Annotated in this window: 23 protein-coding genes; 14 read left to right on the top strand and 9 right to left on the bottom strand. The window is 45.1% G+C overall.

Translation table 11 applies throughout. The features are described from left to right. Positions 1-6 precede the first annotated feature (6 nt). Both uvrA and hag read left to right on the top strand, forming a co-directional pair. Positions 7-2,880: an excinuclease ABC subunit UvrA gene (uvrA, locus tag ACY3LV_RS12875; protein WP_464863912.1), complete on the top strand. Its 2,874-nt coding sequence runs from the start codon at positions 7-9 to the stop codon at positions 2,878-2,880. Positions 2,881-3,242: 362 nt separating this feature from the next. Then, positions 3,243-4,157 (top strand): flagellin Hag, encoded by a 915-nt coding sequence (hag, locus tag ACY3LV_RS12880; protein ID WP_464863913.1) that lies wholly within the window; start codon positions 3,243-3,245, stop codon positions 4,155-4,157. 202 nt (positions 4,158-4,359) lie between these two features. On the opposite strand, the gene ACY3LV_RS12885 is transcribed toward hag, so the two are convergent. After that, complete coding sequence (locus tag ACY3LV_RS12885; protein WP_333518066.1) at positions 4,360-4,590, bottom strand: hypothetical protein; 231 nt, start codon at positions 4,588-4,590, stop codon at positions 4,360-4,362. Positions 4,591-4,807: 217 nt separating this feature from the next. Between ACY3LV_RS12885 and ACY3LV_RS12890 the strand changes: the two genes are divergently transcribed. The 4 genes from ACY3LV_RS12890 to ACY3LV_RS12905 are packed head-to-tail and all read left to right on the top strand — an operon-like array spanning position 4,808 to position 6,819. Further along, the gene (locus ACY3LV_RS12890; protein ID WP_148962654.1) at positions 4,808-5,134 is read left to right on the top strand and encodes a hypothetical protein; all 327 of its coding nucleotides are present in this window, start codon (positions 4,808-4,810) and stop codon (positions 5,132-5,134) included. A gap of 24 nt (positions 5,135-5,158) precedes the next feature. Then, the gene (locus ACY3LV_RS12895; RefSeq protein WP_148962655.1) at positions 5,159-6,256 is read left to right on the top strand and encodes a DUF4097 family beta strand repeat-containing protein; all 1,098 of its coding nucleotides are present in this window, start codon (positions 5,159-5,161) and stop codon (positions 6,254-6,256) included. A 4-nt stretch (positions 6,257-6,260) separates the two neighbouring features. Continuing rightward, positions 6,261-6,458, top strand: a complete 198-nt coding sequence (locus ACY3LV_RS12900) for a PspC domain-containing protein (protein ID WP_148962656.1) — start codon at positions 6,261-6,263, stop codon at positions 6,456-6,458. Position 6,459: 1 nt separating this feature from the next. After that, positions 6,460-6,819, top strand: a complete 360-nt coding sequence (locus tag ACY3LV_RS12905; RefSeq protein ID WP_148962657.1) for a phage holin family protein — start codon at positions 6,460-6,462, stop codon at positions 6,817-6,819. Between the two features lie 27 nt (positions 6,820-6,846). On the opposite strand, the gene ACY3LV_RS12910 is transcribed toward ACY3LV_RS12905, so the two are convergent. Further along, entirely contained in the window at positions 6,847-8,058 is a 1,212-nt protein-coding gene (locus tag ACY3LV_RS12910) for an MFS transporter (RefSeq protein WP_148962658.1), read from the bottom strand. Between the two features lie 20 nt (positions 8,059-8,078). Continuing rightward, a complete protein-coding gene (locus ACY3LV_RS12915) occupies positions 8,079-8,588 on the bottom strand; it encodes a MarR family transcriptional regulator (RefSeq protein WP_148962659.1) in 510 nt (169 codons plus the stop codon). Between the two features lie 436 nt (positions 8,589-9,024). Here ACY3LV_RS12915 and pchC point away from each other — a divergent pair, with 436 nt between their 5' ends. Together pchC and cypX are read left to right on the top strand one after the other, a co-directional pair. Further along, positions 9,025-9,771, top strand: a complete 747-nt coding sequence (pchC, locus tag ACY3LV_RS12920; RefSeq protein ID WP_148962660.1) for a cyclo(L-leucyl-L-leucyl) synthase — start codon at positions 9,025-9,027, stop codon at positions 9,769-9,771. Between the two features lie 14 nt (positions 9,772-9,785). Beyond that, a complete protein-coding gene (gene cypX, locus ACY3LV_RS12925) occupies positions 9,786-11,003 on the top strand; it encodes a pulcherriminic acid synthase (protein ID WP_333560969.1) in 1,218 nt (405 codons plus the stop codon). A 38-nt stretch (positions 11,004-11,041) separates the two neighbouring features. Here cypX and ACY3LV_RS12930 read toward each other — a convergent pair whose 3' ends face one another. Then, positions 11,042-11,515 (bottom strand): MarR family transcriptional regulator, encoded by a 474-nt coding sequence (locus tag ACY3LV_RS12930; RefSeq protein ID WP_148962662.1) that lies wholly within the window; start codon positions 11,513-11,515, stop codon positions 11,042-11,044. 163 nt (positions 11,516-11,678) lie between these two features. Here ACY3LV_RS12930 and ACY3LV_RS12935 point away from each other — a divergent pair, with 163 nt between their 5' ends. After that, positions 11,679-15,548 carry a lamin tail domain-containing metallophosphoesterase family protein gene (locus ACY3LV_RS12935; RefSeq protein WP_464863914.1) on the top strand — a complete coding sequence of 1,290 codons (3,870 nt, stop codon included), beginning with the start codon at positions 11,679-11,681 and terminating at the stop codon, positions 15,546-15,548. 18 nt (positions 15,549-15,566) lie between these two features. On the opposite strand, the gene ACY3LV_RS12940 is transcribed toward ACY3LV_RS12935, so the two are convergent. From ACY3LV_RS12940 to nagA, 3 genes are read right to left on the bottom strand one after another with little or no spacing between them, the layout of a single operon-like run. Further along, on the bottom strand, positions 15,567-16,298 hold the full coding sequence (locus tag ACY3LV_RS12940) for a GntR family transcriptional regulator (protein WP_333560967.1): 732 nt from the start codon (positions 16,296-16,298) through the stop codon (positions 15,567-15,569). A gap of 17 nt (positions 16,299-16,315) precedes the next feature. Then, positions 16,316-17,044 carry a glucosamine-6-phosphate deaminase gene (gene nagB / locus ACY3LV_RS12945; protein ID WP_333560966.1) on the bottom strand — a complete coding sequence of 243 codons (729 nt, stop codon included), beginning with the start codon at positions 17,042-17,044 and terminating at the stop codon, positions 16,316-16,318. Beyond that, positions 17,041-18,231: an N-acetylglucosamine-6-phosphate deacetylase gene (nagA, locus tag ACY3LV_RS12950; protein WP_464863915.1), complete on the bottom strand. Its 1,191-nt coding sequence runs from the start codon at positions 18,229-18,231 to the stop codon at positions 17,041-17,043. The genes nagB and nagA overlap by 4 nt, the downstream gene beginning before the upstream one ends. Positions 18,232-18,412: 181 nt before the next feature. Here nagA and hprK point away from each other — a divergent pair, with 181 nt between their 5' ends. From hprK to ACY3LV_RS12975, 5 genes are read left to right on the top strand one after another with little or no spacing between them, the layout of a single operon-like run. Next, positions 18,413-19,345, top strand: coding sequence for an HPr(Ser) kinase/phosphatase (gene hprK / locus ACY3LV_RS12955; RefSeq protein ID WP_010328731.1), 933 nt, complete (start codon positions 18,413-18,415; stop codon positions 19,343-19,345). A 13-nt stretch (positions 19,346-19,358) separates the two neighbouring features. Next, the gene (gene lgt, locus ACY3LV_RS12960; protein ID WP_464863916.1) at positions 19,359-20,168 is read left to right on the top strand and encodes a prolipoprotein diacylglyceryl transferase; all 810 of its coding nucleotides are present in this window, start codon (positions 19,359-19,361) and stop codon (positions 20,166-20,168) included. 23 nt (positions 20,169-20,191) lie between these two features. Beyond that, on the top strand, positions 20,192-21,130 hold the full coding sequence (locus tag ACY3LV_RS12965; RefSeq protein WP_148962668.1) for a nucleoside recognition domain-containing protein: 939 nt from the start codon (positions 20,192-20,194) through the stop codon (positions 21,128-21,130). After that, the gene (gene ppaX, locus ACY3LV_RS12970) at positions 21,127-21,777 is read left to right on the top strand and encodes a pyrophosphatase PpaX (protein WP_333560963.1); all 651 of its coding nucleotides are present in this window, start codon (positions 21,127-21,129) and stop codon (positions 21,775-21,777) included. Before ACY3LV_RS12965 ends, ppaX begins: the two co-directional genes overlap by 4 nt. A 3-nt stretch (positions 21,778-21,780) precedes the next feature. Further along, positions 21,781-22,299, top strand: a complete 519-nt coding sequence (locus ACY3LV_RS12975; RefSeq protein ID WP_148962670.1) for an acyltransferase — start codon at positions 21,781-21,783, stop codon at positions 22,297-22,299. 21 nt (positions 22,300-22,320) lie between these two features. Here ACY3LV_RS12975 and pelC read toward each other — a convergent pair whose 3' ends face one another. Beyond that, positions 22,321-22,986 carry a pectate/pectin lyase PelC gene (gene pelC, locus ACY3LV_RS12980; protein ID WP_333560962.1) on the bottom strand — a complete coding sequence of 222 codons (666 nt, stop codon included), beginning with the start codon at positions 22,984-22,986 and terminating at the stop codon, positions 22,321-22,323. Positions 22,987-23,243: 257 nt separating this feature from the next. Then, on the bottom strand, positions 23,244-23,987 hold the full coding sequence (locus ACY3LV_RS12985; RefSeq protein WP_464863917.1) for a C39 family peptidase: 744 nt from the start codon (positions 23,985-23,987) through the stop codon (positions 23,244-23,246). Between the last annotated feature and the right edge of the window lie 101 nt (positions 23,988-24,088).

A 24,088-nucleotide genomic window follows, 5' to 3' on the forward strand; every position in this document is an offset into this window, starting at 1 on the left:
GAACACATGGCTATGGATCGGATAGAGGTGAAGGGAGCCAGGGCGCATAACCTGAAAAATATCGATGTAACGATTCCAAGAGATCAGCTTGTCGTTGTAACGGGTTTGTCCGGATCAGGGAAATCCTCCCTGGCCTTTGACACCATATATGCAGAAGGACAGAGAAGGTATGTTGAGTCGCTGTCTGCCTATGCCCGCCAGTTTTTAGGGCAAATGGATAAGCCGGATGTTGATGCAATTGAGGGGCTGTCTCCCGCCATCAGCATCGATCAGAAAACAACGAGCCGCAACCCGAGGTCAACTGTCGGTACGGTAACTGAGATTTATGATTATCTGCGTCTTTTGTATGCGAGAGTAGGGAAGCCTCATTGTCCGGAACACGGAATTGAGATTACATCGCAAACCATCGAGCAAATGGTCGACAGAATTCTGGAATACCCGGAACGGACTAAGCTTCAGGTGCTGGCCCCGATTGTCTCTGGCCGGAAAGGCGCTCATGTCAAAGTGCTTGACCAGATTAGAAAACAAGGCTATGTCAGAGTCAGAATTGACGGCGAAATGGCTGAGCTTTCTGATGATATTGAATTAGAAAAGAATAAAAAGCATTCGATTGAGGTTGTCATTGACCGGATTGTGGTGAAAGAAGGCGTGGCGGCCCGTCTGTCAGATTCATTGGAAACGGCGCTCCGTTTAGGTGAAGGACGGGTTATGATTGATGTCATCGGTGAGGAAGAGCTGATGTTTAGTGAGCATCACGCCTGCCCGCACTGCGGATTTTCAATCGGCGAGCTTGAGCCGCGGCTGTTTTCATTCAACAGCCCGTTCGGAGCTTGTCCGACGTGTGACGGTCTCGGAATGAAGCTTGAAGTGGATGTGGATCTCGTCATCCCCAATCAAGATTTGTCTTTGAAGGAGAATGCGGTCGCCCCTTGGACACCGATCAGCTCACAATATTATCCGCAGCTGCTTGAGGCGGTCTGCACCCACTACGGCATTGATATGGACGTGCCTGTAAAAGATCTGCCGAAGCAGCAGCTGGATAAAGTGCTGTACGGCAGCGGAGACGACCTGATTTATTTCCGTTATGAAAATGATTTTGGGCAAATACGTGAAGGTGACATTCAATTTGAAGGCGTATTGCGAAATATTGAAAGACGCTATAAGGAGACAAGCTCCGATTACATTCGTGAACAAATGGAGCAGTATATGTCTCAGAAGTCTTGTCCGACGTGCAAAGGCTATCGGTTAAAGAAAGAAGCGCTTGCCGTGCTGATTGACGGACGCCATATCGGAAAAATTACCGAGCTGTCTGTCGGAGACGCACTTACTTTCTTCAAAGGCCTTACCCTTTCTGAGAAGGATATGCAGATTGCCAATTTGATCTTGCGTGAAATTGGGGAGCGCTTAAGCTTTCTGGACAAAGTCGGCCTTGATTACCTGACACTGAGCAGGGCGGCGGGAACATTGTCCGGGGGAGAGGCGCAGCGCATCAGGCTGGCAACGCAAATCGGTTCGCGCTTATCCGGTGTGCTTTATATTTTAGATGAGCCGTCTATCGGCCTGCATCAGCGTGATAACGACCGCTTGATCAGCGCCTTGAAAAATATGAGAGACCTTGGGAACACGCTGATTGTTGTCGAACACGATGAGGACACGATGATGGCAGCCGATTATTTAATTGATATTGGACCCGGCGCCGGCATCCACGGCGGACAGGTGACAGCTGCGGGTACGCCGGATGAAGTGATGGAAGATCCAAACTCATTAACGGGCAGCTATTTATCTGGGAAAAAGTTCATCCCATTGCCTTCTCAAAGAAGAAAGCCGGACGGACGTTTTATTGAGATTAAAGGCGCTACAGAAAACAACCTGAAAAAGGCGAATGCCAAGTTTCCGCTAGGAACGTTCACAGCGGTTACAGGGGTTTCCGGCTCAGGAAAGAGCACACTCGTCAATGAAATTTTACACAAGGCGCTGGCGCAAAAGCTCCATAAGGCAAAAGCGAAGCCTGGCAGCCATAAAGAGATTAAAGGCTTGGATCACCTAGACAAAGTCATAGACATTGACCAGGCGCCAATCGGAAGAACGCCGAGATCCAATCCCGCGACATACACCGGTGTGTTTGACGACATTCGCGATGTATTCGCGCAGACAAATGAAGCGAAGGTCCGCGGCTATAAAAAAGGCCGTTTCAGCTTTAACGTGAAGGGCGGGAGATGTGAAGCGTGCCGCGGCGACGGAATTATTAAAATTGAAATGCACTTCCTTCCTGACGTGTACGTTCCATGCGAGGTGTGCCACGGCAAACGCTACAACCGGGAAACGCTAGAAGTGACGTACAAAGGAAAAAGCATCTCCGATGTGCTTGATATGACGGTTGAAGACGCTCTTGCTTTCTTTGAAAATATCCCGAAAATCAAGCGTAAGCTCCAAACCCTTTATGATGTCGGCTTAGGTTATATCACGCTCGGCCAGCCAGCGACAACCTTGTCGGGCGGAGAAGCGCAGCGCGTGAAGCTTGCATCTGAGCTGCACAAACGGTCAACAGGGCGAACGCTTTACATTTTAGATGAGCCGACGACAGGTCTGCACGTCGACGATATCGCCAGACTCCTTGTCGTGCTTCAGCGTTTGGTGGACAACGGAGATACAGTACTCGTCATCGAGCATAATCTTGATATCATTAAGACGGCGGATTATATTGTGGATCTGGGACCGGAGGGCGGAGCCGGAGGCGGAACCATTGTTGCGTCGGGAACGCCTGAGGAAATCACGGAAGTCGAAGAATCATATACAGGCCGCTATTTGAAGCCTGTTATAGAGCGAGACAAAAAACGCATGAAAACGCTCTTGGAAGCGAAAGAAACGGCTACATCTTAACAATATTCTTTTCAGAGGGAGCTTGCCAGCAAGTCCATGATTGGGCTTAGCAGGCAAGCTTCCTTTATAGTTTAACGAGAAAAGAAAAAAGTTTTGCGATCATTTAGAAGCATTTTTTCAAATGGGTAAAATTTCTTTGGGAAAACGCCTAAACATTTACATAATACTGACGATTTATGGATTGAAGGGCGTACAATGTATTCCATATTAAGCAAAAAAGTCCTTTATATGAAGGGATTTGAAGGTATCCTTTATGGAGGGTCTACATAACAGCCAGACGCTTTACTGGAATCACGCGCCAGAAATCGAAGAAAAGGAAGTCTTTGATTTCAAAAACATATACACATGGAGGTATTTTACACATGAGAATTAACCACAATATCGCAGCGCTTAACACACTGAACCGTTTGTCTTCAAACAACAATGCAAGCTCAAAAAACATGGAGAAGCTTTCTTCAGGTCTTCGTATCAACCGTGCGGGAGACGACGCAGCAGGTCTTGCGATCTCTGAAAAAATGAGAGGACAAATCAGAGGTTTAGAAATGGCTTCTAAAAACTCTCAAGATGGAATCTCTCTTATCCAAACAGCAGAGGGTGCATTGACTGAAACTCACTCAATCCTTCAGCGTGTCCGTGAACTAGTTGTTCAAGCAGGAAACACAGGTACTCAAGATACTACAGATCTTGGCGCTATTCAAGACGAGGTAGATTCCTTAGTTGAGGAAATTGGTGGCGGAACTAACGCTAACGGTATCTCTGACCGTACCGAGTTTAACGGTAAGAAACTTCTTAATGGAGATTTCAATTCTACTGATGGAAAAGAGCTCACATTCCAAATTGGTGCAAATGGCGGTCAGCAGCTATCTGTACACATTGAAGATATGAGTGCTAAAGCAATCGGAAAAGTTGATGAAACAAGCGGTGCTCTTGTTTCTGGAAAATCTGTACAAGATATCAATGTGAAAAATTTTGAAACTATTAAGGCTAGTGAAGATGGCGGTTTTAATGACCAATTGGCTATCGTTGATGGAGCAATCAACACAGTTTCAAAACAACGTTCTGAATTAGGTGCGGTACAAAACCGTCTAGAGCACACAATCAACAACTTAGGCGCTTCTGGTGAAAACCTGACAGCTGCTGAGTCTCGTATCCGTGACGTTGACATGGCGGAAGAGATGAGCGAGTTCACAAAGAGCAACATTCTTTCTCAAGCTTCTCAAGCGATGCTTGCTCAAGCGAACCAACAGCCGCAAAACGTACTTCAATTATTACGTTAATTTCTGAACGGCTATCGTTCTTTCTGGGTAGTCACAGCTTGCCGGCAGTGTCCATTCTTTGGATATGCCGGCAGGCTTTTTTTGTTATAATCATTGTGTGACGATCAGGGAAATCACTTGTTTCTTCAAAATAAAAAAGGCAAGATATTGCCATCTAACCTTTCTTTGTTTCAGTTATAATCATTTGCAGCTTTTTCTGCCATTACAACGTCTTCTTATACAACTGCCTGCTTACACTCATTAAATCTTGAACAATATGCGTATTGCTGCTGTCGAGCAGCACTTTTATATATTGAATATCGTGAGAGATCGGAAGAGGTCCGTGAATCTGTTCAAGCTCAGCGATCATTTCACGATTCATTCGTTTTTGTTCATGAATCAGCTTTAACACCGATTCTTGTGTTACTGTATAGTCACTGGGATCTTTATCCATTGCTTGTCCAGCCTCCTTGATTGCCGTAAGCTTTTTACATATTGTAATCGGTACAGCTCTAAGATTCTACTTCTAAAACTTTTTAAAATCCAATTTCCGTAAATCGGAGCATGTCTAAAGAATGAATGTGAAACCTGAAGAGGTTTTAAACGTATGAATAAGTAAAACGTCCCTGACCTTTTGTCATGGGTAATTCACTATAGGAGTGTGGAATGAATTGAACCGTAATCAAGCTATTATTGCATCACTTTGTTATTTCAGTGTGTTCATCGCGCCGATCATTGTGCCGATTGTCGCTTATTTTGTTGTAGATGAGAGAGAAACAAAACGTCATGCGATACGTTCTCTTATTTCTCACATCGTTCCTTTTGCCGGCTGGCTGGTCCTTTTTATCGCTTTTCTGGGCGGAGCCATTGCAATTGATGGAGACAGCCTGCTGCCTGTATTTGTGATCATTGGGGGAGCGGTTATTTACTTCTTAGTTGTCATTGGCATTATGATTTGGAATGTGATTCAGGGTATTAAGGTGCTGCGCGCAGCATAAGTAGACAATGGGGAGGAGATCGTAATGAAGCAAGAAAAGGAACGAATCCTTAAGCTTGTGGAAGAAGGGAAACTGACAGCACAAGAGGCTTTGACACTGATTGAAAAGCTTGACAGCGACTACAAGGAAAAAGAAGAAAAAATCACAGCGCTCTCAGTTTATGTACATGATGGGGAAGAGCCGTTTACAGCAGCAAAAAAAGAAAGCGGCAAGCCGTCTTTAGGAGCCAAGCTGTTTGACTGGATTGATTCTGCGGTGAAAAAGGTCAAGGAAGTTGACCTTGATTTGAACTTTGGCCATGGGTATGATGTTCAGCACATTTTTCAATTTAAAGATACTGCCCTTTCCAGTGTTGACCTGCAAATCGCCAACGGCAGTGTGAATATCGTTCCTTGGGATGATGAGGATATCAGAGCGGAATGTCAAGCGAAGGTATATCGCGCTGACAGCCAGGATGCGGCGAGACATGCATTTCTTCAGCATATTGAATGTGAAATCAAAGGAAATAAATTTTTTATCCGTACTGAGAAGAAAACGATGAAAACCAATGTGACTTTATATATTCCTCAGAAGGAGTATGATAAGATTCGGGTGAAGCTGTTTAATGGTCCTGTCAGAGGGGAACATTTACATGTAAAAGAGTTCTCGGCGAAAACGACAAACGGCGTGCTGTCGTTCTCGCATTTAACAGCTGAAAAAGCCACAGCGGAAACGGCCAACGGGCAAATTAAGCTTGCAAGCCACAACTGCGGCACGATAGAAGCGGAAACCATTAACGGATTGATCGATCTCCGCGGGAGAAGCGAATCGATTGACGTTCAAAGCTTTAACGGAAATATTGCGATGAACGTAACAGAATCGGATTGCCGCTCCATTTATGCAAAAACGACGACTGGAAATGTGGAGCTTGCGATTCCAGACGATCTTGCCGTGAAGGCAGAGCTGAAAAGCAATCTTGGTTCGCTGTCTCATGAATTAATGGATGTTGAGATGCTGAAAGAAAAAAATGATACCATTCAAAAAGAAATGATGTTCACTTCAAATCAGGCACATGATCAAAACATCACCGTCTTCTCAGAATCATTAACAGGCGCCATCAAACTAAAGTACTCACAGAGGTGATCGAATGAATAGGCTTTATCGTTCAGAGAAAAACAAAAAAATGGCCGGTGTCATCGGCGGTCTCGCGGAATATTTCAATTGGGACGCATCACTCCTCAGAGTCATAACTGTCATTTTAGCTGTTATGACCAGTGTTTTCCCTGTTTTGCTGATATATATCATTTGGATTTTTGTCGTCCCGTCAGAAAGGGAAATGAAATGACATGGTAAAATGGGCAGTCAGCATTTTAGTCAATGCATTGTTATTAATCGTCATTGATGGATACATTGACTCCATCCATGTCAGCAGCATCGGAGCAGCGGTTATCGCCAGCCTCATATTATCGATCTTAAACGTGCTGATTAAACCGCTGTTGATTATCTTCACACTGCCAGTCACCATGGTGACGTTTGGTCTCTTCTTGTTTGTGATTAACGCCATCACGCTTATGATGACCGCGTCCATTATGGGTGACAGTTTTCAAATTGGCGGCTTCGGCACAGCGATATGGGCATCCGTTATCCTATCGGTGTTCCATTTGCTGATTCAAAAAGGCATTTTAGAACCTCTGCAAAAGAAATAAAAAAAGCTGCCATCAAAGGGCAGCTTTTTACATGTGGTGCTTTTTTTGCTTCATGCGCTTTTGCGGCGGATACAGTTGCGGCAGAAGGCAAAAGCTCAATGCGGCAAATATAAGGCCTAAGAGGCCAAACGACATGGCAGACGGCATCATTGTGAGCAGATAGGCAGATATCATCGGACCTGCCGCCATGCCTGTGTATCTGATAAAGTTAAACATTCCGATGGCGCTCCCTCTGTTGTGTTCAAATTCATTGGTGATCATTGTGGAGTACAAGGGAGGGATGACCCCCATTGAGATGCCAAACAATGCCAGTGTGAGTGCCATGAGAATGAGAGAAACGGAATGTGTAACGGCGAACAAAATGATACTGCAGGCCGCTGTCACATTGCTGCCGATAAACAAGGTGTTCAGCGTGACTTTTGCCTGTATTCTTTTAAATAGAAACGTACCTGCGATTGTACTTAGCGCCAGTGGCAAATACAACAGCCCTGCAATGCTCACATCAATATGATAATGCTCCGTCAGTAATATCGGGAGGTAGACGATCACCGCAAAATAAATGAAAAAGAGGACAAAGCTTAAGGTTAAAATGACGTTTCCTGTTCGGTTTGTAAATATTGATTTGTAATGGGTAAAAACATTGCCCTTAGTTTGCTGCTTAGAACCAGCGGGAGAATCTTTGGGAAAGATCATGCTGTTTGCCGCCAGCATAATGACAGAGATGGCCGTAAGCATCCAGAAGATCCCTTCGTACCCGGCTGCTCCGCCGATCAATCCCCCGAGGACAGGTGCGATAGCCGGCGCGGCGGAAAGGAGCATTTGATACGTTCCCATGGCACTTCCGCGTTCCCTGCCTGTAAAAAGCTGTCCGATCGTTGTGGCAGCAATAAGAGGCAGTGCTGCGGACCCGGCTGCCTGTATCATTCTGAATATCAGAAACAAAGTAAAGTCAGTGGTCACCGCACAGCCAATGCTGGCGGCTGCCGTTGCCAGAATACCGGCAATCAATACAAACCGCGCGCCTTTAAAATCGATGATGGTCCCTAATATAATTTGCATAATCGCTGTCACAATCATAAAGACTGAGACTGACAGATTGACCATTGCTGCGGAAACGTGGAACGATTCTTTAATAATCGGGATAATAGGTGAATAAATGTTTTGGCTTAAAGACGCAAAAAATGCGCTGAAGCAAACAATATATAAGATCAATACCGCCTTTGATGTCGTTTGAGCCATTGTGTACACCGCCTTTTTGTTTACTTTACAGGTTTATCCGGAGTCTCGTTGGTTTGTTCTGCTTCAAGTGAAGACGTCAGGTTCTCTAAAAATTTCAATACAGCATTTTGCTCATCTTGTGAGAATGAATCGAGGAATTGGTAAAAAGCCAGTTCCTTTTTTTTATGCAGTTTCTCATGCAAGTCGAAAATCCGTCTGCCTTTACGAGTTAACTTGAAATACACTTCTTTCTTGTTATCTGTCAGCTGATAGCTGTTAATGAATTCTTCCTTAATCAGTTTTGTGCTGATTTTCGTTACATTCGCCTTCGATAAATTCATTTTTCTGGCGATTCCCGCGTTGTTAATGGGTTCATGCCGGCCGATACAGTCAATGACATGGATGCTTGTCATGTTTTTAGGAACATCCATCACATCCTTTTCTGCGGCCTCCTTAAAAAACTGCTGAAGTGAAGTGTTCGCTTTTTGTTCATTAAGGTGCAGCAGTCTCACGTATATGTCGTATATCATCTGCTTTGTCAAATTAGACATAGGCAACCTTCTTTCTTAGAAATTATAGTTTACAAAGAAACAATAATAATATTGTTTACTGGTGAACGATTCAATTTTATCTTTTCTTGTTTTCGTTGTCAATTGCTGGTGTTTAAACTTTATTTGCTGTTAGTCATGCTAAATATAAGTGTAAAAAGTGTGTGAAAAATGTGACATTAACATTTATTTTCAATTATTTGGGTACTGATCGTATTGACGAAAGGAAAAATAAGGGATAAAATAACTAATGTTTACTAGTAAACATTTATTAGGTGTACATTGTAATGAATCCAAAAAGAAGTTGAAATCTGAACAAAATTCACTTGGAAACTTTAAGTGCTGCCTGCCATTCGTCTTGTTCAGTTGTACCAGTTGTTCCATCCCATGTTTGAGGGTGAAGACTTAAAGCGGGATAAGTTTTTTAGGGGTGAATGAGATGACTGAAATGGTGACGGAAAAAAAGCCGGCAGATTTTACTGCTGAGTCTCTGACACAAAACTGCAGAGAAATATTTGAACGGCGCCGGCATGTTTTAGTGGGTATCAGCCCGTTTAACAGCAGATTTTCTGAGGATTATATTTACAGATTGATCGGTTGGGCAACCGCTGAATTTAAGAGTGTTTCTGTTTTGCTTGCGGGGCATGAGGCGGCTAATCTTCTTGAAGCGCTCGGAACTCCCAGAGGCAAGGCGGAACGAAAAGTAAGGAAAGAGGTATCGCGAAACAGAAGGTTTGCAGAAAGGGCTCTTGCAGCTCATGGCGGGGACCCGAAGGCGATTCATACATTTTCTGATTTCACGGAAAACAAAGCCTACCAGCTGATGAGACAAGAAGTTGAACATGCGTTTTTTGAACAGCCTCATTTTCGGCAGGCTTGTTTGGACATGTCTCGTGAGGCGATGATTGGGCGTGCGCGCGGCATCAGCTTGATGATGGAAGAAGTCAGTGAGGATATGCTGAATCTTGCTGTGGAATATGTCATAGCAGAGATGCCGTTTTTTATTGGAGCACCGGATATTTTAGAGGTGGAAGAGACGCTCCTTGCTTATCATCGTCCGTGGAAGCTGGGTGAGCAGATCAGTAATCATGAATTTTCTATTCGTATGCGGCCGAACCAAGGATATCTCATTGTGCAGGAAATGGAGCAGATGCTTTCTGAATCACGGATTACATCTGAAGGATGATAGGGGGAGTAAACATGAGTCAATCCATTAAATTGTTTAGTGTGCTTTCTGATCAATTTCAAGAAAATCCATATGCTTATTTTTCACAGCTGCGGGAGGAAGATCCTGTTCATTATGAAGAGTCGATAGACAGCTATTTTATCAGCCGCTATCACGATGTCCGCTATATCCTTCAGCATCCGGATATCTTTACGACAAAATCACTTGTTGAGCGTGCTGAACCGGTCATGCGCGGCCCTGTGCTCGCCCAAATGCATGGAAAAGAACACTCCGCAAAAAGAAGAATTGTAGTGAGAAGCTTTGTCGGGGACGCATTGGATCATCTGTCTCCATTGATTAAACAAAATGCAGAAAACTTGTTAGCTCCTTATCTTGAAAAAGGGAGAATCGATCTCGTCAATGATTTTGGAAAGACGTTTGCCGTGTGTGTCACGATGGACATGCTCGGGCTGGATAAAAGAGATCATGAAAAAATCGCCGAGTGGCACAGCGGAGTTGCCGATTTTATTACGAGTATCTCTCAGACTCCTGAAGCGCGAGCGCATTCTTTATGGTGCAGCGAACAGCTTTCCCAATACTTGATGCCTGTCATCGAAGAACGCCGCCTCAATCCGGGATCAGATTTAATTTCTATCCTATGTACTTCTGAATATGAAGGCATGGCGATGTCGGACAAGGATATACTGGCCCTGATTCTCAATGTGCTGTTAGCGGCAACGGAACCGGCGGATAAGACGCTGGCGCTAATGATCTATCATTTGCTCAACAATCCTGAGCAGATGAATGATGTTTTGGCTGACCGTTCGTTAGTGTCAAGAGCCATTGCGGAGACGTTGCGTTATAAACCGCCGGTTCAGCTGATTCCGCGGCAGCTGTCCCAAGATACGGCGGTCGGCGGTATAGAAATCAAAAAAGATACGATTGTTTTTTGTATGATCGGAGCAGCTAACCGGGACCCTGAAGCGTTTGAACATCCTGACGTATTTAATATTCATCGGGAAGACCTCGGTATCAAGAGCGCTTTTAGCGGCGCCGCCCGGCATCTCGCTTTCGGATCCGGCATCCATAACTGTGTAGGAGCAGCTTTTGCCAAAACCGAAATCGAGATTGTAGCCAATATTGTACTGGATAACATGCGGAATATCCGATTAGAGGAAGGTTTTCGTTATGCTGAGTCCGGTTTGTATACACGCGGACCCGTTTCACTTCATATTACGTTTGACAGAGTTTAATAAGATTCAAAGGTCTCTCCCATGCGGGCGAGGCTTTTTTACATATGTTTTACCCATAAGTTGAAAAATGCAGTCACTGTTTTTAAATCATCAATCGAAAATTCATTGAAGAGCCGCTTGTACTGCTCCTTAGCTTTTTCATGAAGCTGTTCATGGAATGCCGCCAGTTCTCTGCCGCTTTCAGTTAACGTATAAAAAGTTTCTTTTTTATTGCCGGGCTTTTTTTTCACGGTGACGATATTGTGTTTCAACAAAGCTTGAACTGCTTTTGAAACAGCTGCTTTTGAGATATGTAAGCGGGATGCCAGAAAGCTGTTATTCACATTTTGACTGGTGTGTATGCAGGAAACAATATGAAGCTGGGTCAATGTCCAGTCTTTTTTGAGGTGACTAAGATGTTCTGAGGACATATCGCTGGACGGTATTTGCACCTTTTGCAAGACGCGTTTATCCCTTTTAAATGCGAATTGTTGTATTGCTTGAAATAATTCATCATGTATGCTGTTGTTCATCAATCTGCCTCTCTGATTTAATTGTTAACTGGTTAACTATTCCTATTTTACTGGTTAATAGTGGGATTTTCAAGAGACAGACGCTTTTTTGTTCTTTTGCACAAAAATGAACTCATAAGCTTCCCTGTTCAGACGCAAAATACATGAAAAGGGAGGTGCTTTGATGAGGAAATACACAGTTATCGCTTCTTTATTTTTGTCTTTTCTTTCAGTTTTGTCTGGCGGCCATCATGAACCGAAAGTTTTCCCTGTTGCAAAACAGGAACCATTCCAAACGCCTCATTACATACCCTTGCTTGAAAATCCTCCTCAAATTGATGTGAAAGCTGAAATGAAAAGCAATCTGATGATTGAGGCTCAAGTGCGTGACAATGAGTATCAAGCATTTTCTGCCTTTCTTTTTTATAAACAAAGTAATGAGCTGGGCTACAAAATGGTGCCGATGGACCCGACACCCGGAGCGATTCACAAGTTTTTGGCGCAAATTCCAAAACGATTGATTTGGAACAGCGAGCTTGAGTATTACATTGTGATTTCGAATGGGAAGCAGCGGGCCGAGTCGGGGACAAAAAAACTGAAGCTTGAAGGCTATCAAGCGGATCTTGCCCATATTCCGGAGCTTCTGATCACAGAGCTGGCGGTTGATACGAAGAATACGGGACGTGCAGATGGTTATGAATTTATTGAGATTTACAATACGACTGACAGAACGATTGATTTTAAAGACTATCACATTCGTTACCGCTATCCGAAAGAAGGGCCTGATTCGGATCTGATTTGGAGACCTGAAGAAAAGATCACGATTCCATCCGGCGAAACGTTTGTGGTTTGGCTGAAGCCTGCCGGTCATCCAGAATTGACGGCGGGAGATTTCAATCGATATTACCAGACACAATTAACGGAAGGGAAAAATCTGGCGGTGATAGAAGAGACAGAGGGCATGGCTAATACCAGGCCGCGGGCAGTTGTGATATCAACGAATACAGGAAAAGATATCTCGGTTGCGCATTATCGGAAACATGCGCTTCGCCGGCTCTCGTCTGTGCTTTACAAATATCCGCTTGACGGAACCGCAGAACTTCTCAATATTTCAATCGGAGAAAAGAATCCGTCTCCGGGAACCGTATTACAGGCGCAGGTGCCTGAGCAGAAACGAAAAATCAAGCTTGATAAAGAAAAGCCGGTTATTGAGGATTTGACTGACCGTAAGCCTGTCCGTCCTGCTGAAAGCATTGAGCTGCGGGCTGACATTCGGGACCGCAATCTTGTGAAAACCGCGGCCTTTTACTATCGGACAGATGAAAATAAACCGTTTAAGCGCATTCTCGCTGAAAAAGACCGCAACGACAATCTCTACCATTATATTGTGTATTCGCCTGAACTGATCGGGAAGGATCAGCTTGAGTATTACGTGGCGGCTGGGGACGGGAGCAATGAAGCGAAAACGCCGGTCAAAATGATTGATATTAAACAAACAAGCAAATCGCACGGTTTGCGTATGAACATTGAAAACAGAGACACGCTGTCGGGAACCCAGTTCCTCAAAGCGACAACAGACGGGCACACTGGCAGCATTAAGCTATGGATTGACGGAAAAAAACAAGTGCCAGAGCCTGCTATGGAAAAAGAAGTGTATTTTGCGTTCGATACGAGAAAAACAAATCTCTACTTTAAAAACGCAGTCACAATGGAAGGCAAAGTGCTAAAGGTGTTTGATGATACGACAAATAAATACCGCACCTATTCTGTTCCATTGCCAGAAACGCTGCTTCGGAAAGGAAAGCAGCTGCAGCGTATTACCATACGTTCAGGTTCGAAGGTGTCTCCATTTGATACGGCTGAAAACCGTGATGATTTCTTAGTCAAAAACGCCCGATTGGTGTTATCGGATGGGACGGTTATCAGGGATCCGAGGGTTTCTCCTGAGAAGGAACTCTTTATTGGGGATAATCAGCGCTCGAAAAAAAGCTGGCAATTTCAATTCAATCTGCCTGACGGCCTGTTTACGTCACAGCTGCTGGAGTGGGATACATCAAAACTTTCTGAAGGTGCTCACCATATTCAAGCAAGCGACGGCAAGGAAAATTTAAGCTTGGTTGTACGGGTGGATAATTCAGGGCCTCACATTGAGCCGAATGTCACCGAGGGACAAACGTATAAAGGAAATCTTATCTTGCAGGCGGATATGTATGATAAATGGAGCAAAATTGAGGAAGCGGAGGCGTCTTTAGATGGTGAAAGCATTACACTCCCATACCATACGTCATCTTCTGAACTATCGCCGGGAAAACATTCTCTAAAAGTGACAGCAACGGACCTCGCGGGCAATAAAACGGTCATAGAGCGGACGTTTAAAACAGAACGGGAGCATCCGGATCAGCCGGAGGTCATAGACAGCGAAGCCGATACACATAGGGCAAAGCTTTCTGTACGGGTGAAGGACCCGACGAATGACGCCATGAATGTCGCTTTTTATAGAGGATTTCAATATACAGCGCGAAACAATGTGAAAATATTCAAGCACGCGTCACTGACTGAACCGCCGAAAAGCTTTGTGCCGGAAAGTGAGACTCCGTTTACGAATCAAGAATTGGAGCGGGTATCAGCCGCTGACGGAAAAACAGTATCGACAGAAAAGAAGGAGCTTTTCCCTTATCATCGCTTTGAAGTGACGATTGATCCGTCAGTTGATGAGAATGACTTGGCGGAAGCGGTCTGGCAGGGGAGTTCTTTATCGGGGAGAAAGGTGACGATGTATGCTTGGAATTATCGGACAAACGAGTGGCAGACGGTTGACAGCTGCGTTGCCAAGGATGACAAACCGTTTACGCTGAAGGCGTCTGTGATCGTCTCAGATTTTGTACGGCAGTCGAAGATGAATGTGATTGTCCAGGATGAAATTCCTCCAGCGAAGGATATGTATACATTTGTCTGGATGTCTGATACACAGTATTACGCCGAAAGCTATCCGCATATTTTTGATAAACAGACCGCATGGATCAAAAATAATCAAAAGCGGCTCAATGTCAAATATGTGTTTCACACGGGTGATATTGTAGATGATTCTGCCGATATCAGACAGTGGAAAAACGCTGATCGGTCAATGTCTGTTCTGGATAAGAACGGAATTCCATACGGCGTGCTCGCTGGCAACCACGATGTCGGGCATAAGGACGGCTCCTACAGGGCGTTTGGCAAATACTTTGGCAGCCACCGTTTTGATAAGAAATTGCATTATGGCGGTTCCTATAAAAATAACCGCGGACATTATGACTTGATTTCGAGCAACGGCAATGATTATATCATGCTGTACATGGGGTGGGGCATTACCGATGAAGACATCGCGTGGATGAATCAGGTACTGAAGAAGCACCCTGACCGGATGGCTGTTTTAGCTTTTCATGAGTATTTGCTGGTCAGCGGAAACAGAAGCCCGATCGGAGAGAAAATATTCAAAAAAGTGGTTAAGCCGAATCCGAATGTCGTGATGGTGTTGAGCGGGCATTATCATAGTGCGATGAGAAAAACTGATGAGCTTGATGATGATGGTGATGGAAAGACGGATCGCCTCGTGCATCAAATGCTGGCCGATTATCAGGGCGGACCGGAAGGCGGACAAGGATATTTACGTTTGCTGCAATTTGACCAGGCGAATGATATGGTGCATGTGTCGACGTACTCTCCGTATTTACATGATAAGAACTACTATGATACGGATACCTACGGAAACAAGGATGAGTTTTCTCTTTCGCTTGATTTGAAGCCGAGGATCAAAAAGGTGGAAACCGATTATTTTGAATGTAATGTATATACCAATGAAGAGCTTGGAAAACGGGAGCAAGTGAAGAGCGGGGATACTGCTGAGTTCCGCTGGGATCATCTTGAGCCGCACTCTGTTTATTATTGGTACACCATTGTGGAAGACAGTTTTAACGGCAAAACGAAATCACCGATCTGGAAGTTCAAGACGAAGAAAGAGACCTATCGTCCCGCGCCAGACCAGTTTGATTTACGCCATGTCTCCAATCCTTAAAAAGGGTTGGAGATTTTTTTATGAAAGCCGATCCATGTAATGGACAAATGTATAACGGTCGCCCCTGTATACAGATTTTGCATGTTCAAAAGCAGTTCCGTTCTGTAAATACGTTGTTCGTTTGATTAAGAGGACAGGCGCCCCCTTTTGAATGCCGAGAATGCTTGCTTCATCCGATGTTGCAGCGCTTGGTTCAAGCTCCTGTTTTGCGCGGGAAATCGGTATGCGGTTGTACTTTTCAATATGCTCGTAAATTGACGACTGAAAATCCGATTCGTTTAACTCACCCGCAAGCTCAAACGGAATATGCGAGGATTCAATCGCCATCGGAATATCATTTGCCAGCCGCACCCGAGTGATTTTATGGATAAGGGAGGGATGCGGGCAGCCTAATATAGCGGCGAGCTCCTCCGTTGAATCAATAAGCTGATAATGAAGGAGCCTGCTGCCGGGTGTCATCCCGCGGCTTTTCATATCCTCGGTAAAGCTTGTCAGCCCTTGTAGTGCTTGTTCCATTTTTGGCTTGCTGACAAAGGTGCCCCGGCCTTTGAGGCGATAGAGAAAGCCTTCATTGACTAAATTAGAAAGCGCCTGTCGAACCGTCATCCGGCTGATTCCGAATTGTTCGGCATATTCACGCTCGGAGGGAAGAGGCATATCCGGCTGTAGCTCTCCGCTCTTCATTTGGGCTTTTAATTGCTCCATAATTTGATAATAAATCGGAATGGGCGATTGTTTATCGATATTCATAAGTCAGCATGTTCCTTTCAAGGCCTTAATGCCGCTGCTTCACGATCTATTAAAACCGTAACATCGGAATGCAGGTGCAAAGCAGACGCGGGGAAATCTTCGCTTATGTCTCCTTCTAACAGCTTTTTCACAGCTGCTGCCTTGCTTTCGCCGGAAATAAGCAGCAGAATGCGTTTGCTTGAGAGAATCGTCTGTATGCCCATTGTGAGCGCTTTTTTCGGGACACTGTCTATTGAAGAAAAATATCTGGCATTCGCCTGACGGGTTTGTTCATTTAATGTCACAATGTGTGTTCGCGACTTGAAAGGCGTTCCCGGTTCGTTAAAGCCGATATGTCCGTTCCGGCCGATGCCGAGAAGCTGAATGTCAGTGCCGCCGAGAGATTCAATTAATTGTTCGTACCGCCCGCATTCGGCTTCCAGATCGTCTGCATTTCCATCGGGAATAAAATGCCGGCTTGGCTGACTGTCAATATGCTGAAAAAAACGATGATTCATATAGAAGTGATAGCTGTTCGGGTCATCACTTGAAAGTCCGGCGTATTCATCCAAATTAACCGTAGTGACGTTTTGAAATGAGAGGTTCTCAGTTTGGTGCAGGCGGATCAGCTCGCGATACGTGCCTTCGGGTGTGCCGCCTGTCGCTAAACCGAGAACGGCGCCAGGTTTTTCCGTGATCGTGTCTGCCGTTATTTTGGCTGCTTTTTGGCTTAGCTCTTCATATGTTTGACATTCCATTAGTTTCATATCTGGTCAGCCTCCTTGGATATAAATGCAATGTTTCCGCGGCAGATGGTGAGAATGACCTCGCAATCGCTGCTGACAACCACAAGATCCGCATCTTTTCCCTCTGTCACACTGCCTTTACGGTCAAAGATGCCCAGCTGTTTGGCCGCGTTTGCAGAAGTTATATTAGCTATATCCGTCCAAGAACAATTTGTAAACTCACGCATATGCCGTGCGCCTTCGTTCATTTTGAGGATTGAACCGGCAAGTGTTCCATCTGAAAGAAGAGCTGTTTTTCCTCTTACCGTCACACTTTGGCCGCCGAACTCGTATACACCGTCTTTCAGGCCTTTCGCCCTCATTGAATCAGTAATTAAAATGAGCTTGCTGCTGCCTTTTGCCAAAAAAGCCAGCTTTGCCGCTAAAGGATGGGAGTGGATGCCGTCGGCAATAAGCTCTGTCACAAATCCATCATGGGCAAGCGCCGTTCCGATCACTCCGGGCTCTCGGTGATGAAACGGACTCATCGCGTTGTAAAGATGAGTCATATGGCTCGCGCCTGCTTTCGCAGCCTCCGACAGTAATGCGGAGTCGGCATCTGTGTGCCCCATTGAAGCGATAATCGATTCGTCTTTCAAATAGCGGATCAGTTCAAAATGCCGATCCTCTTCAGGCGCAAGTGTGACAATTTTGATCAGTCCGCCCGCCTCCTGCTGCCACTTTTTGAAAAGGGCAAAATCCGTAGGCCTGATCCATTCCTTTGGCTGCGCTCCGGCTCTTTTAGGTGAAACAAAGGGTCCCTCTAAATGAATGCCGAGCAGTTCCGCACCTAATAAAGAGGATTCCTCAGCTGCTTTCCAATCTCTAGCATTCACCAAAGCTTGAGAAATGTGCCCATGTTCCTGAGTAATCGTTGTTGCTAAAAAGCTCGTCGTTCCTTCTTCGGGCAGTCTTGACGACATGGTGTCGAGGGCGGATAAGTTTGCATCCATCGTATCTGCGCCATAGCCGCCGTGAATATGAATGTCAATCATGCCGGGAAGCAAAACGGAATCTGCCGGTGCTTGAATCTCTTTTGAAAAAGACTCTTTAGGCCGTTCTGTTGTGACTGTGCTGATCTTTCCGTCATTGATTCCGACATAGCCTTTTTTGATTCCTTCATTTTCTGTCACGATCGCGACGTCTCTGATAAGAAGACTTTCTGCCATAGGTCATCCGCCTTTCTGGAATATGAATACACTTATTTTACTCCTTTTCAGACTAGTGATCTAGACCAGCTGAGGTGTTTTCCTGTCTTTTATAAAATCTGTTTTGGGTTCAAGCCCGAAAGTGATAAAATGAAAGTATTGTGAGCAAGCTCGGGGCAGCCCGGAACAGGAGGAACAGATCGTGGCAAAAGTTCGCACAAAAGACGTAATGGAACAGTTCAATTTGGAACTAATCAGCGGAGAAGAAGGGGTTAACCGCCCGATTACCATGAGTGACTTATCAAGACCAGGCATTGAAATTGCCGGATATTTTACATATTACCCGAGAGAACGCGTGCAGCTTCTCGGAAAAACAGAGCTTTCTTTCTTTGAGCAGCTGCCGGAAGAGGATAAAAAGCAGCGAATGGAATCTCTGTGCACGGATGTAACACCAGCTATTATTCTTTCTAGAGATATGCCTATCCCGCAGGAGCTGATTGACGCTTCCGAGAAAAACGGTGTGCCTGTCCTCAGATCGCCTCTGAAAACGACTAGGCTGTCAAGCCGTTTAACCAACTTTCTAGAGAGCCGGCTGGCGCCTACCACGGCGATTCATGGCGTTCTTGTTGATATATACGGTGTCGGCGTGCTGATCACAGGAAAAAGCGGTGTCGGGAAAAGTGAAACCGCGCTGGAGCTTGTGAAAAGGGGACATCGCCTCGTTGCCGATGATTGCGTTGAAATTCGGCAGGAGGATCAGGATACACTTGTCGGAAACGCTCCGGAATTAATTGAGCATCTTCTGGAAATCAGGGGGCTCGGCATTATCAACGTGATGACGCTGTTTGGTGCCGGCGCTGTCAGAAGCAATAAACGAATCACGATTGTCATGAATCTTGAACTCTGGGAGCAGGGCAAGCAATACGACCGTCTCGGACTTGAGGAAGAAACCATGAAAATCATTGATACGGAAGTGACAAAACTGACGATTCCCGTCCGTCCGGGCCGAAATCTCGCAGTCATTATTGAAGTGGCAGCAATGAACTTCAGATTGAAACGGATGGGTCTGAATGCCGCCGAGCAATTTACCACTAAGCTGGCGGACGTCATTGAAGACGGTGAACAAGACGAATAGGAGTTGGCGTTAAATGAATGAAGCGATAGAACCACTCAATCCGATAGCTTTTCAGCTGGGACCGTTAGCCGTCCATTGGTACGGAATCATTATCGGTCTCGGTGCTTTGCTTGGACTTTGGATTGCGATGAGGGAAAGTGAGAGACTGGGGCTGCAGAAAGATACGTTTATCGATCTTGTCCTGTTTGCCATTCCGATTGCGATTATTTGCGCCCGAATTTATTACGTTGCATTTGAATGGGATTATTATGCGGCGCATCCGGGAGAAATCATTAAGATTTGGAAGGGCGGCATTGCCATTCACGGCGGGTTAATCGGGGCCATTTTAACAGGTTATGTGTTTTCAAGAGTAAAAAACCTTTCGTTCTGGAAGCTTGCGGATATTGCCGCGCCAAGCATTTTACTCGGACAGGCGATCGGCCGCTGGGGAAACTTCATGAATCAGGAAGCACACGGCGAGGCAGTCAGCAGAGCCTTTTTGGAAAGCCTGCATCTGCCTGACTTTATCATCAATCAAATGTACATCAACGGACAATATTATCACCCTACTTTTTTATATGAATCACTATGGAGCTTTGTCGGCGTCATTGTTTTGCTGTTCCTGCGCAAAGCCAACTTGCGGAGAGGCGAGATGTTCTTGATTTATATCATCTGGTATTCAATCGGAAGATACTTTATTGAAGGAATGCGGACGGACAGCTTAATGCTGACTGATGCACTTCGCATCGCTCAGGTGATTTCAATCTTATTGATTGTTTTGGCTGTGGCAGCCATCATTTTCAGACGGGTCAAAGGATACTCGAAGGAGCGGTACGCGGAGTAGACGCCAACAAAGGGGGATGAGGGATGAAGAAGATCTTTCTGGCCGGTCTAGCGGCAGGTCTTCAAACAACATGGACACTCGGTAAAGTCATTTTCCCGGTAACACTACTGGTTACATTACTTCAGCATACGCCTGTCATGGATTGGTTGGTACGGCTGATCACACCGGTTATGGGCCTGTTCGGGCTTTCTGGTGAAGCGGCCATTCCGCTTGTGCTGGGGAATATACTGAATCTGTATGCTGGAATTGCCGGGATTTTAACATTGGATTTATCTGTGAAGGAAGTCTTTATTTTAGCTGTGATGCTTTCATTCTGTCATAACTTGATTATCGAATCGACAGTCGCCGCAAAGGTGGGCATCAGAATTGGCGTCATTTTGGCGGTGCGCATCGGTTTGGCCGCTGTGTCAGCAATTGTCATCAATCTCATTTGGCATGGCGGACAGGAAACGGCGCAGTACGGTTTTATCGCCGCGAAGAGCACGGCGCCTGACGGCTGGCTGGCAATGTTGGCCGAGGCTTTAATGAAAGCCGGACTTGGTGTTTTGCAGTTGGCGGCCATTGTGATCCCGCTGATGATCATCATTCAGTTTTTAAGAGATTTAGGCTGGCTGCATCGGTTTTCGAGGTGGCTGTCTCCGTTTACGCAGCTGCTTGGCATGAATAAAAATACGTCCATGACGATGGTGGCGGGACTGACGATCGGTCTGGCCTACGGAGCGGGTGTCATGATCAAAGCAGTCGAGGATGACGGCGTGAGCAGACGGGATATGACATTGGCATTTATTTTTCTCGTCGCCTGCCACGCGGTCGTGGAAGATACGCTCGTCTTTATTCCGCTCGGCATACCGGTCTGGCCTCTTCTTCTGATACGTGTCACCACAGCAGTGCTGCTGACAATTGTCATTGCGCGCACATGGAAAAAATGGAAACCCTCAGCGGTTGGAAAGGAAGCAATATGAGTGACAAACAAGTAACGACGATTCTATTTGATTTAGACGGAACTCTAATTAATACGAATGAATTAATTATCGCGTCCTTTTTACATACACTGGAGCATTATTACCCGAGCAAGTATAAAAGAGAAGATGTGCTCGCGTTTATCGGGCCGTCTCTTTTTGACACATTCTCTTCGATGGACGCTGATAAATGCGATGATATGATCGCCGTGTACAGAGCGTACAATCACGACATGCATGATTCACTTGTGACTGAATATGAAACCGTGTATGAAACCTTGGATGCATTGAAAAAAGCCGGGTTTAGATTAGGGATTGTAACAACGAAATTAAGAGATACTGTCAATATGGGCCTCAAGCTGACGGGAATCGGCGAGTTCTTTGAAACGGTCGTCACCCTCGATGATGTGTCGATGGCAAAGCCTGATCCCGAGCCAGTTCTGTTAGCGCTGAAACAGCTTGGAAGCGAGCCTGCGGAAGCCATTATGGTAGGAGATAATTACCACGATGTGTTGGCAGGAAAAAACGCCGGAACAAAAACGGCCGGAGTCGCATGGACGATTAAAGGGCCGGAAATGTTGGTGAAACATGAGCCTGATTATATGCTTGAGAAAATGAGTGATCTATTACAAATCGTTGGAGTGAAGTAATCTGTGAGAAAAACAGATCGTCATCCGGTCTCAGGAGCTAACTCACTATGGCATGTCTATCAAACGGTCCCTTTTTTAAAGGTTGTCAAAAATTTCATTGTCATTCAAATAGCGAGATATACACCGTTTATAGGGATGAAAAACTGGCTGTACCGTACGTTTCTGCGGATGGAGATTGGGAAGCAAACATCGTTTGCCTTGATGGTGATGCCGGATATTATGTTTCCGGAAAAGATCACAGTCGGAACAAATTCAATCATCGGATACAATACGACCATTTTGGCCCATGAGTATTTGATTCAAGAATACCGGATTGGCAAAGTCTTTATCGGAGACGAAGTGATGATCGGTGCCAACACGACCATTTTGCCCGGGGTGGAAATAGGCGATGGCGCAGTTGTGTCCGCCGGAACGCTTGTCCATAAAGATGTGCCTGCCGGCGCGTTTGTAGGCGGAAACCCGATGCGGATCATCTATACGAAGGAAGAAATGAAAGAAAGATTGAAAAGGCCCGCTGAATAAACATCAGCGGACTTTTTTTTATTAAAATGGAGCATTGTTATTTTCATAAATATGCTGAACGCCAATCCATTTCTGGCCGACATTGGAGTAGCGTGTATTTGTCATTCTGACCGTGCTTGTTTTGCTGTCGGTCCGGAATATCGCTTCTTTCATGTTCGTGATGGTGCACTTGTCGATAATCACATCAACGTGGAAGGTTGAACCGCCAAGCTGTCTAATGAACTTTCCGCCATTGTCGGCCGTGAAATTTTTTACTGTGAAGGTGCTGGCTTTATTGATCTGAAAAATTTTATCAGACGCTTTTTGGGCAGAGCCGCCATCGATGGTCACTTTTCCTTCCTTCTTTACCGTTAACGCATCCTCCCCAACATCTTCCCACTTCACATTCTGAATGTTAACGTTTCCATAAGTGTGCACGCCATCAGCAGCAGGTGCGCCGAGCACCACGTTTTTCAGAGTTGCACCATCCTCTACACGAAAAACAGGTTTTTGGTTTTCGGACTGGCTTCCGTCACCTAATTCTTTCCCCGCTACAAACCGCTGTCCCTTCCCGTCATATGTTGTATTTTTTGGTACGATAATTGTTTCGTGAACCACTTTGTCAGCTGCGAAAGCAGTTGATGTTTGAAACTGGCTGAAACCTATAACCAAACTGAACATAAATAGGATAGACACGATTTTTTTCAAAGATAAAATCCTCCCCGGATATCTATGATTTTTGTAAGAGAAGCCTCAGCGTCTTGCTCCGGCTTCTCTCACATAGATCGGGGCAAGGCTGAATCTGCTTTAATCATAAAAACAGACAGCCTGAAAGTAAAGATAATTTTGGATGATAAATGGAAAATGAATCGATATTACCGAATGATACAAAAACCATGAATATTGTCGTATTTGCTCAAGATAGAACATAGGCACTGGGAAGGCGGGAGGTTACCAGCTGTTTACTATTGAATAACGATGGCCTGGTTGCCCATTTGTTCCCACGCTTTTTCGAAACTGGTTCTTTCGGTTTTTCTGTTTTTATAGCCATAAGGATCATTGAGATACACGTATTTTTCATCATATCCCGTAACGGCGACACTGTGTACACTGTACGTGATATCGATCGTTCCGTTTGGCGTTTTCCACGTCTGCATGTTGTCAACTGGCGTAAAGTTGGCAGTTGTAATGACCCAAACAGGATTGCCTTTCTCAAGCTGTTCATAAACAGAAGAAATGTGTTTTCCAGTCAGGTCAGACACTTTGTCTCCGGCATAGGTTTTCGCCAATTGATAGATCGGTCCGTGATAGACACCGAGACCCGGGCCATTCGCCATATCCCCGACAAATCCATCATTCGGATCCCCTTTTAATCCGCTGCTGTATGTCAAAGGCACTGTGGCAATCTGGTTTGCCAGTGTGTTTTTTGTCACGTTGTATCCCGCGTAATTCAGCACCATCGCAAGACTTGTTACTTCACAGCCGTTATAGAGCCGAGGTGCGTCCATCTGATTGTAAAGGACGACATCCAGCGGTTCCGCGCTTCCTTTCAGCTCGTTTGTGCTGTTTGCGGCTGTTGATTCTTTTTCAGCCTCTCTTTTATTGCTATTGAAAAAAGGGATATCTATATCTTTTGCATATATTTTAAGTCCGAAAAAAACGACGCCTGAAAGAATAATCAGGACACATAGAGTTCGCAGTGTTTTCATCTTTATCTCCTTGTTCTCTATTTGATTTGTATTATAGCATGCCAATCATAAGAATTTGAGATATGACGCATCTTTAATGATTTGTTCATGATTTTTTCATA

This window comes from Bacillus sp. 11C (assembly GCF_055486375.1).

Bases quoted from the DNA above. Each gene is read 5' to 3' on its own strand.
- uvrA (WP_464863912.1), top strand. From the start codon at position 7: ATGGCTATGGATCGGATAGAGGTGAAGGGAGCCAGGGCGCATAACCTG.
- hag (WP_464863913.1), top strand. From the start codon at position 3,243: ATGAGAATTAACCACAATATCGCAGCGCTTAACACACTGAACCGTTTG.
- ACY3LV_RS12885 (WP_333518066.1), bottom strand. From the start codon at position 4,590: ATGGATAAAGATCCCAGTGACTATACAGTAACACAAGAATCGGTGTTA.
- ACY3LV_RS12895 (WP_148962655.1), top strand. From the start codon at position 5,159: ATGAAGCAAGAAAAGGAACGAATCCTTAAGCTTGTGGAAGAAGGGAAA.
- ACY3LV_RS12900 (WP_148962656.1), top strand. From the start codon at position 6,261: ATGAATAGGCTTTATCGTTCAGAGAAAAACAAAAAAATGGCCGGTGTC.
- ACY3LV_RS12905 (WP_148962657.1), top strand. From the start codon at position 6,460: ATGGTAAAATGGGCAGTCAGCATTTTAGTCAATGCATTGTTATTAATC.
- ACY3LV_RS12910 (WP_148962658.1), bottom strand. From the start codon at position 8,058: ATGGCTCAAACGACATCAAAGGCGGTATTGATCTTATATATTGTTTGC.
- ACY3LV_RS12915 (WP_148962659.1), bottom strand. From the start codon at position 8,588: ATGTCTAATTTGACAAAGCAGATGATATACGACATATACGTGAGACTG.
- pchC (WP_148962660.1), top strand. From the start codon at position 9,025: ATGACTGAAATGGTGACGGAAAAAAAGCCGGCAGATTTTACTGCTGAG.
- cypX (WP_333560969.1), top strand. From the start codon at position 9,786: ATGAGTCAATCCATTAAATTGTTTAGTGTGCTTTCTGATCAATTTCAA.
- ACY3LV_RS12930 (WP_148962662.1), bottom strand. From the start codon at position 11,515: ATGAACAACAGCATACATGATGAATTATTTCAAGCAATACAACAATTC.
- ACY3LV_RS12935 (WP_464863914.1), top strand. From the start codon at position 11,679: ATGAGGAAATACACAGTTATCGCTTCTTTATTTTTGTCTTTTCTTTCA.
- ACY3LV_RS12940 (WP_333560967.1), bottom strand. From the start codon at position 16,298: ATGAATATCGATAAACAATCGCCCATTCCGATTTATTATCAAATTATG.
- nagB (WP_333560966.1), bottom strand. From the start codon at position 17,044: ATGAAACTAATGGAATGTCAAACATATGAAGAGCTAAGCCAAAAAGCA.
- nagA (WP_464863915.1), bottom strand. From the start codon at position 18,231: ATGGCAGAAAGTCTTCTTATCAGAGACGTCGCGATCGTGACAGAAAAT.
- lgt (WP_464863916.1), top strand. From the start codon at position 19,359: ATGAATGAAGCGATAGAACCACTCAATCCGATAGCTTTTCAGCTGGGA.
- ACY3LV_RS12965 (WP_148962668.1), top strand. From the start codon at position 20,192: ATGAAGAAGATCTTTCTGGCCGGTCTAGCGGCAGGTCTTCAAACAACA.
- ppaX (WP_333560963.1), top strand. From the start codon at position 21,127: ATGAGTGACAAACAAGTAACGACGATTCTATTTGATTTAGACGGAACT.
- ACY3LV_RS12985 (WP_464863917.1), bottom strand. From the start codon at position 23,987: ATGAAAACACTGCGAACTCTATGTGTCCTGATTATTCTTTCAGGCGTC.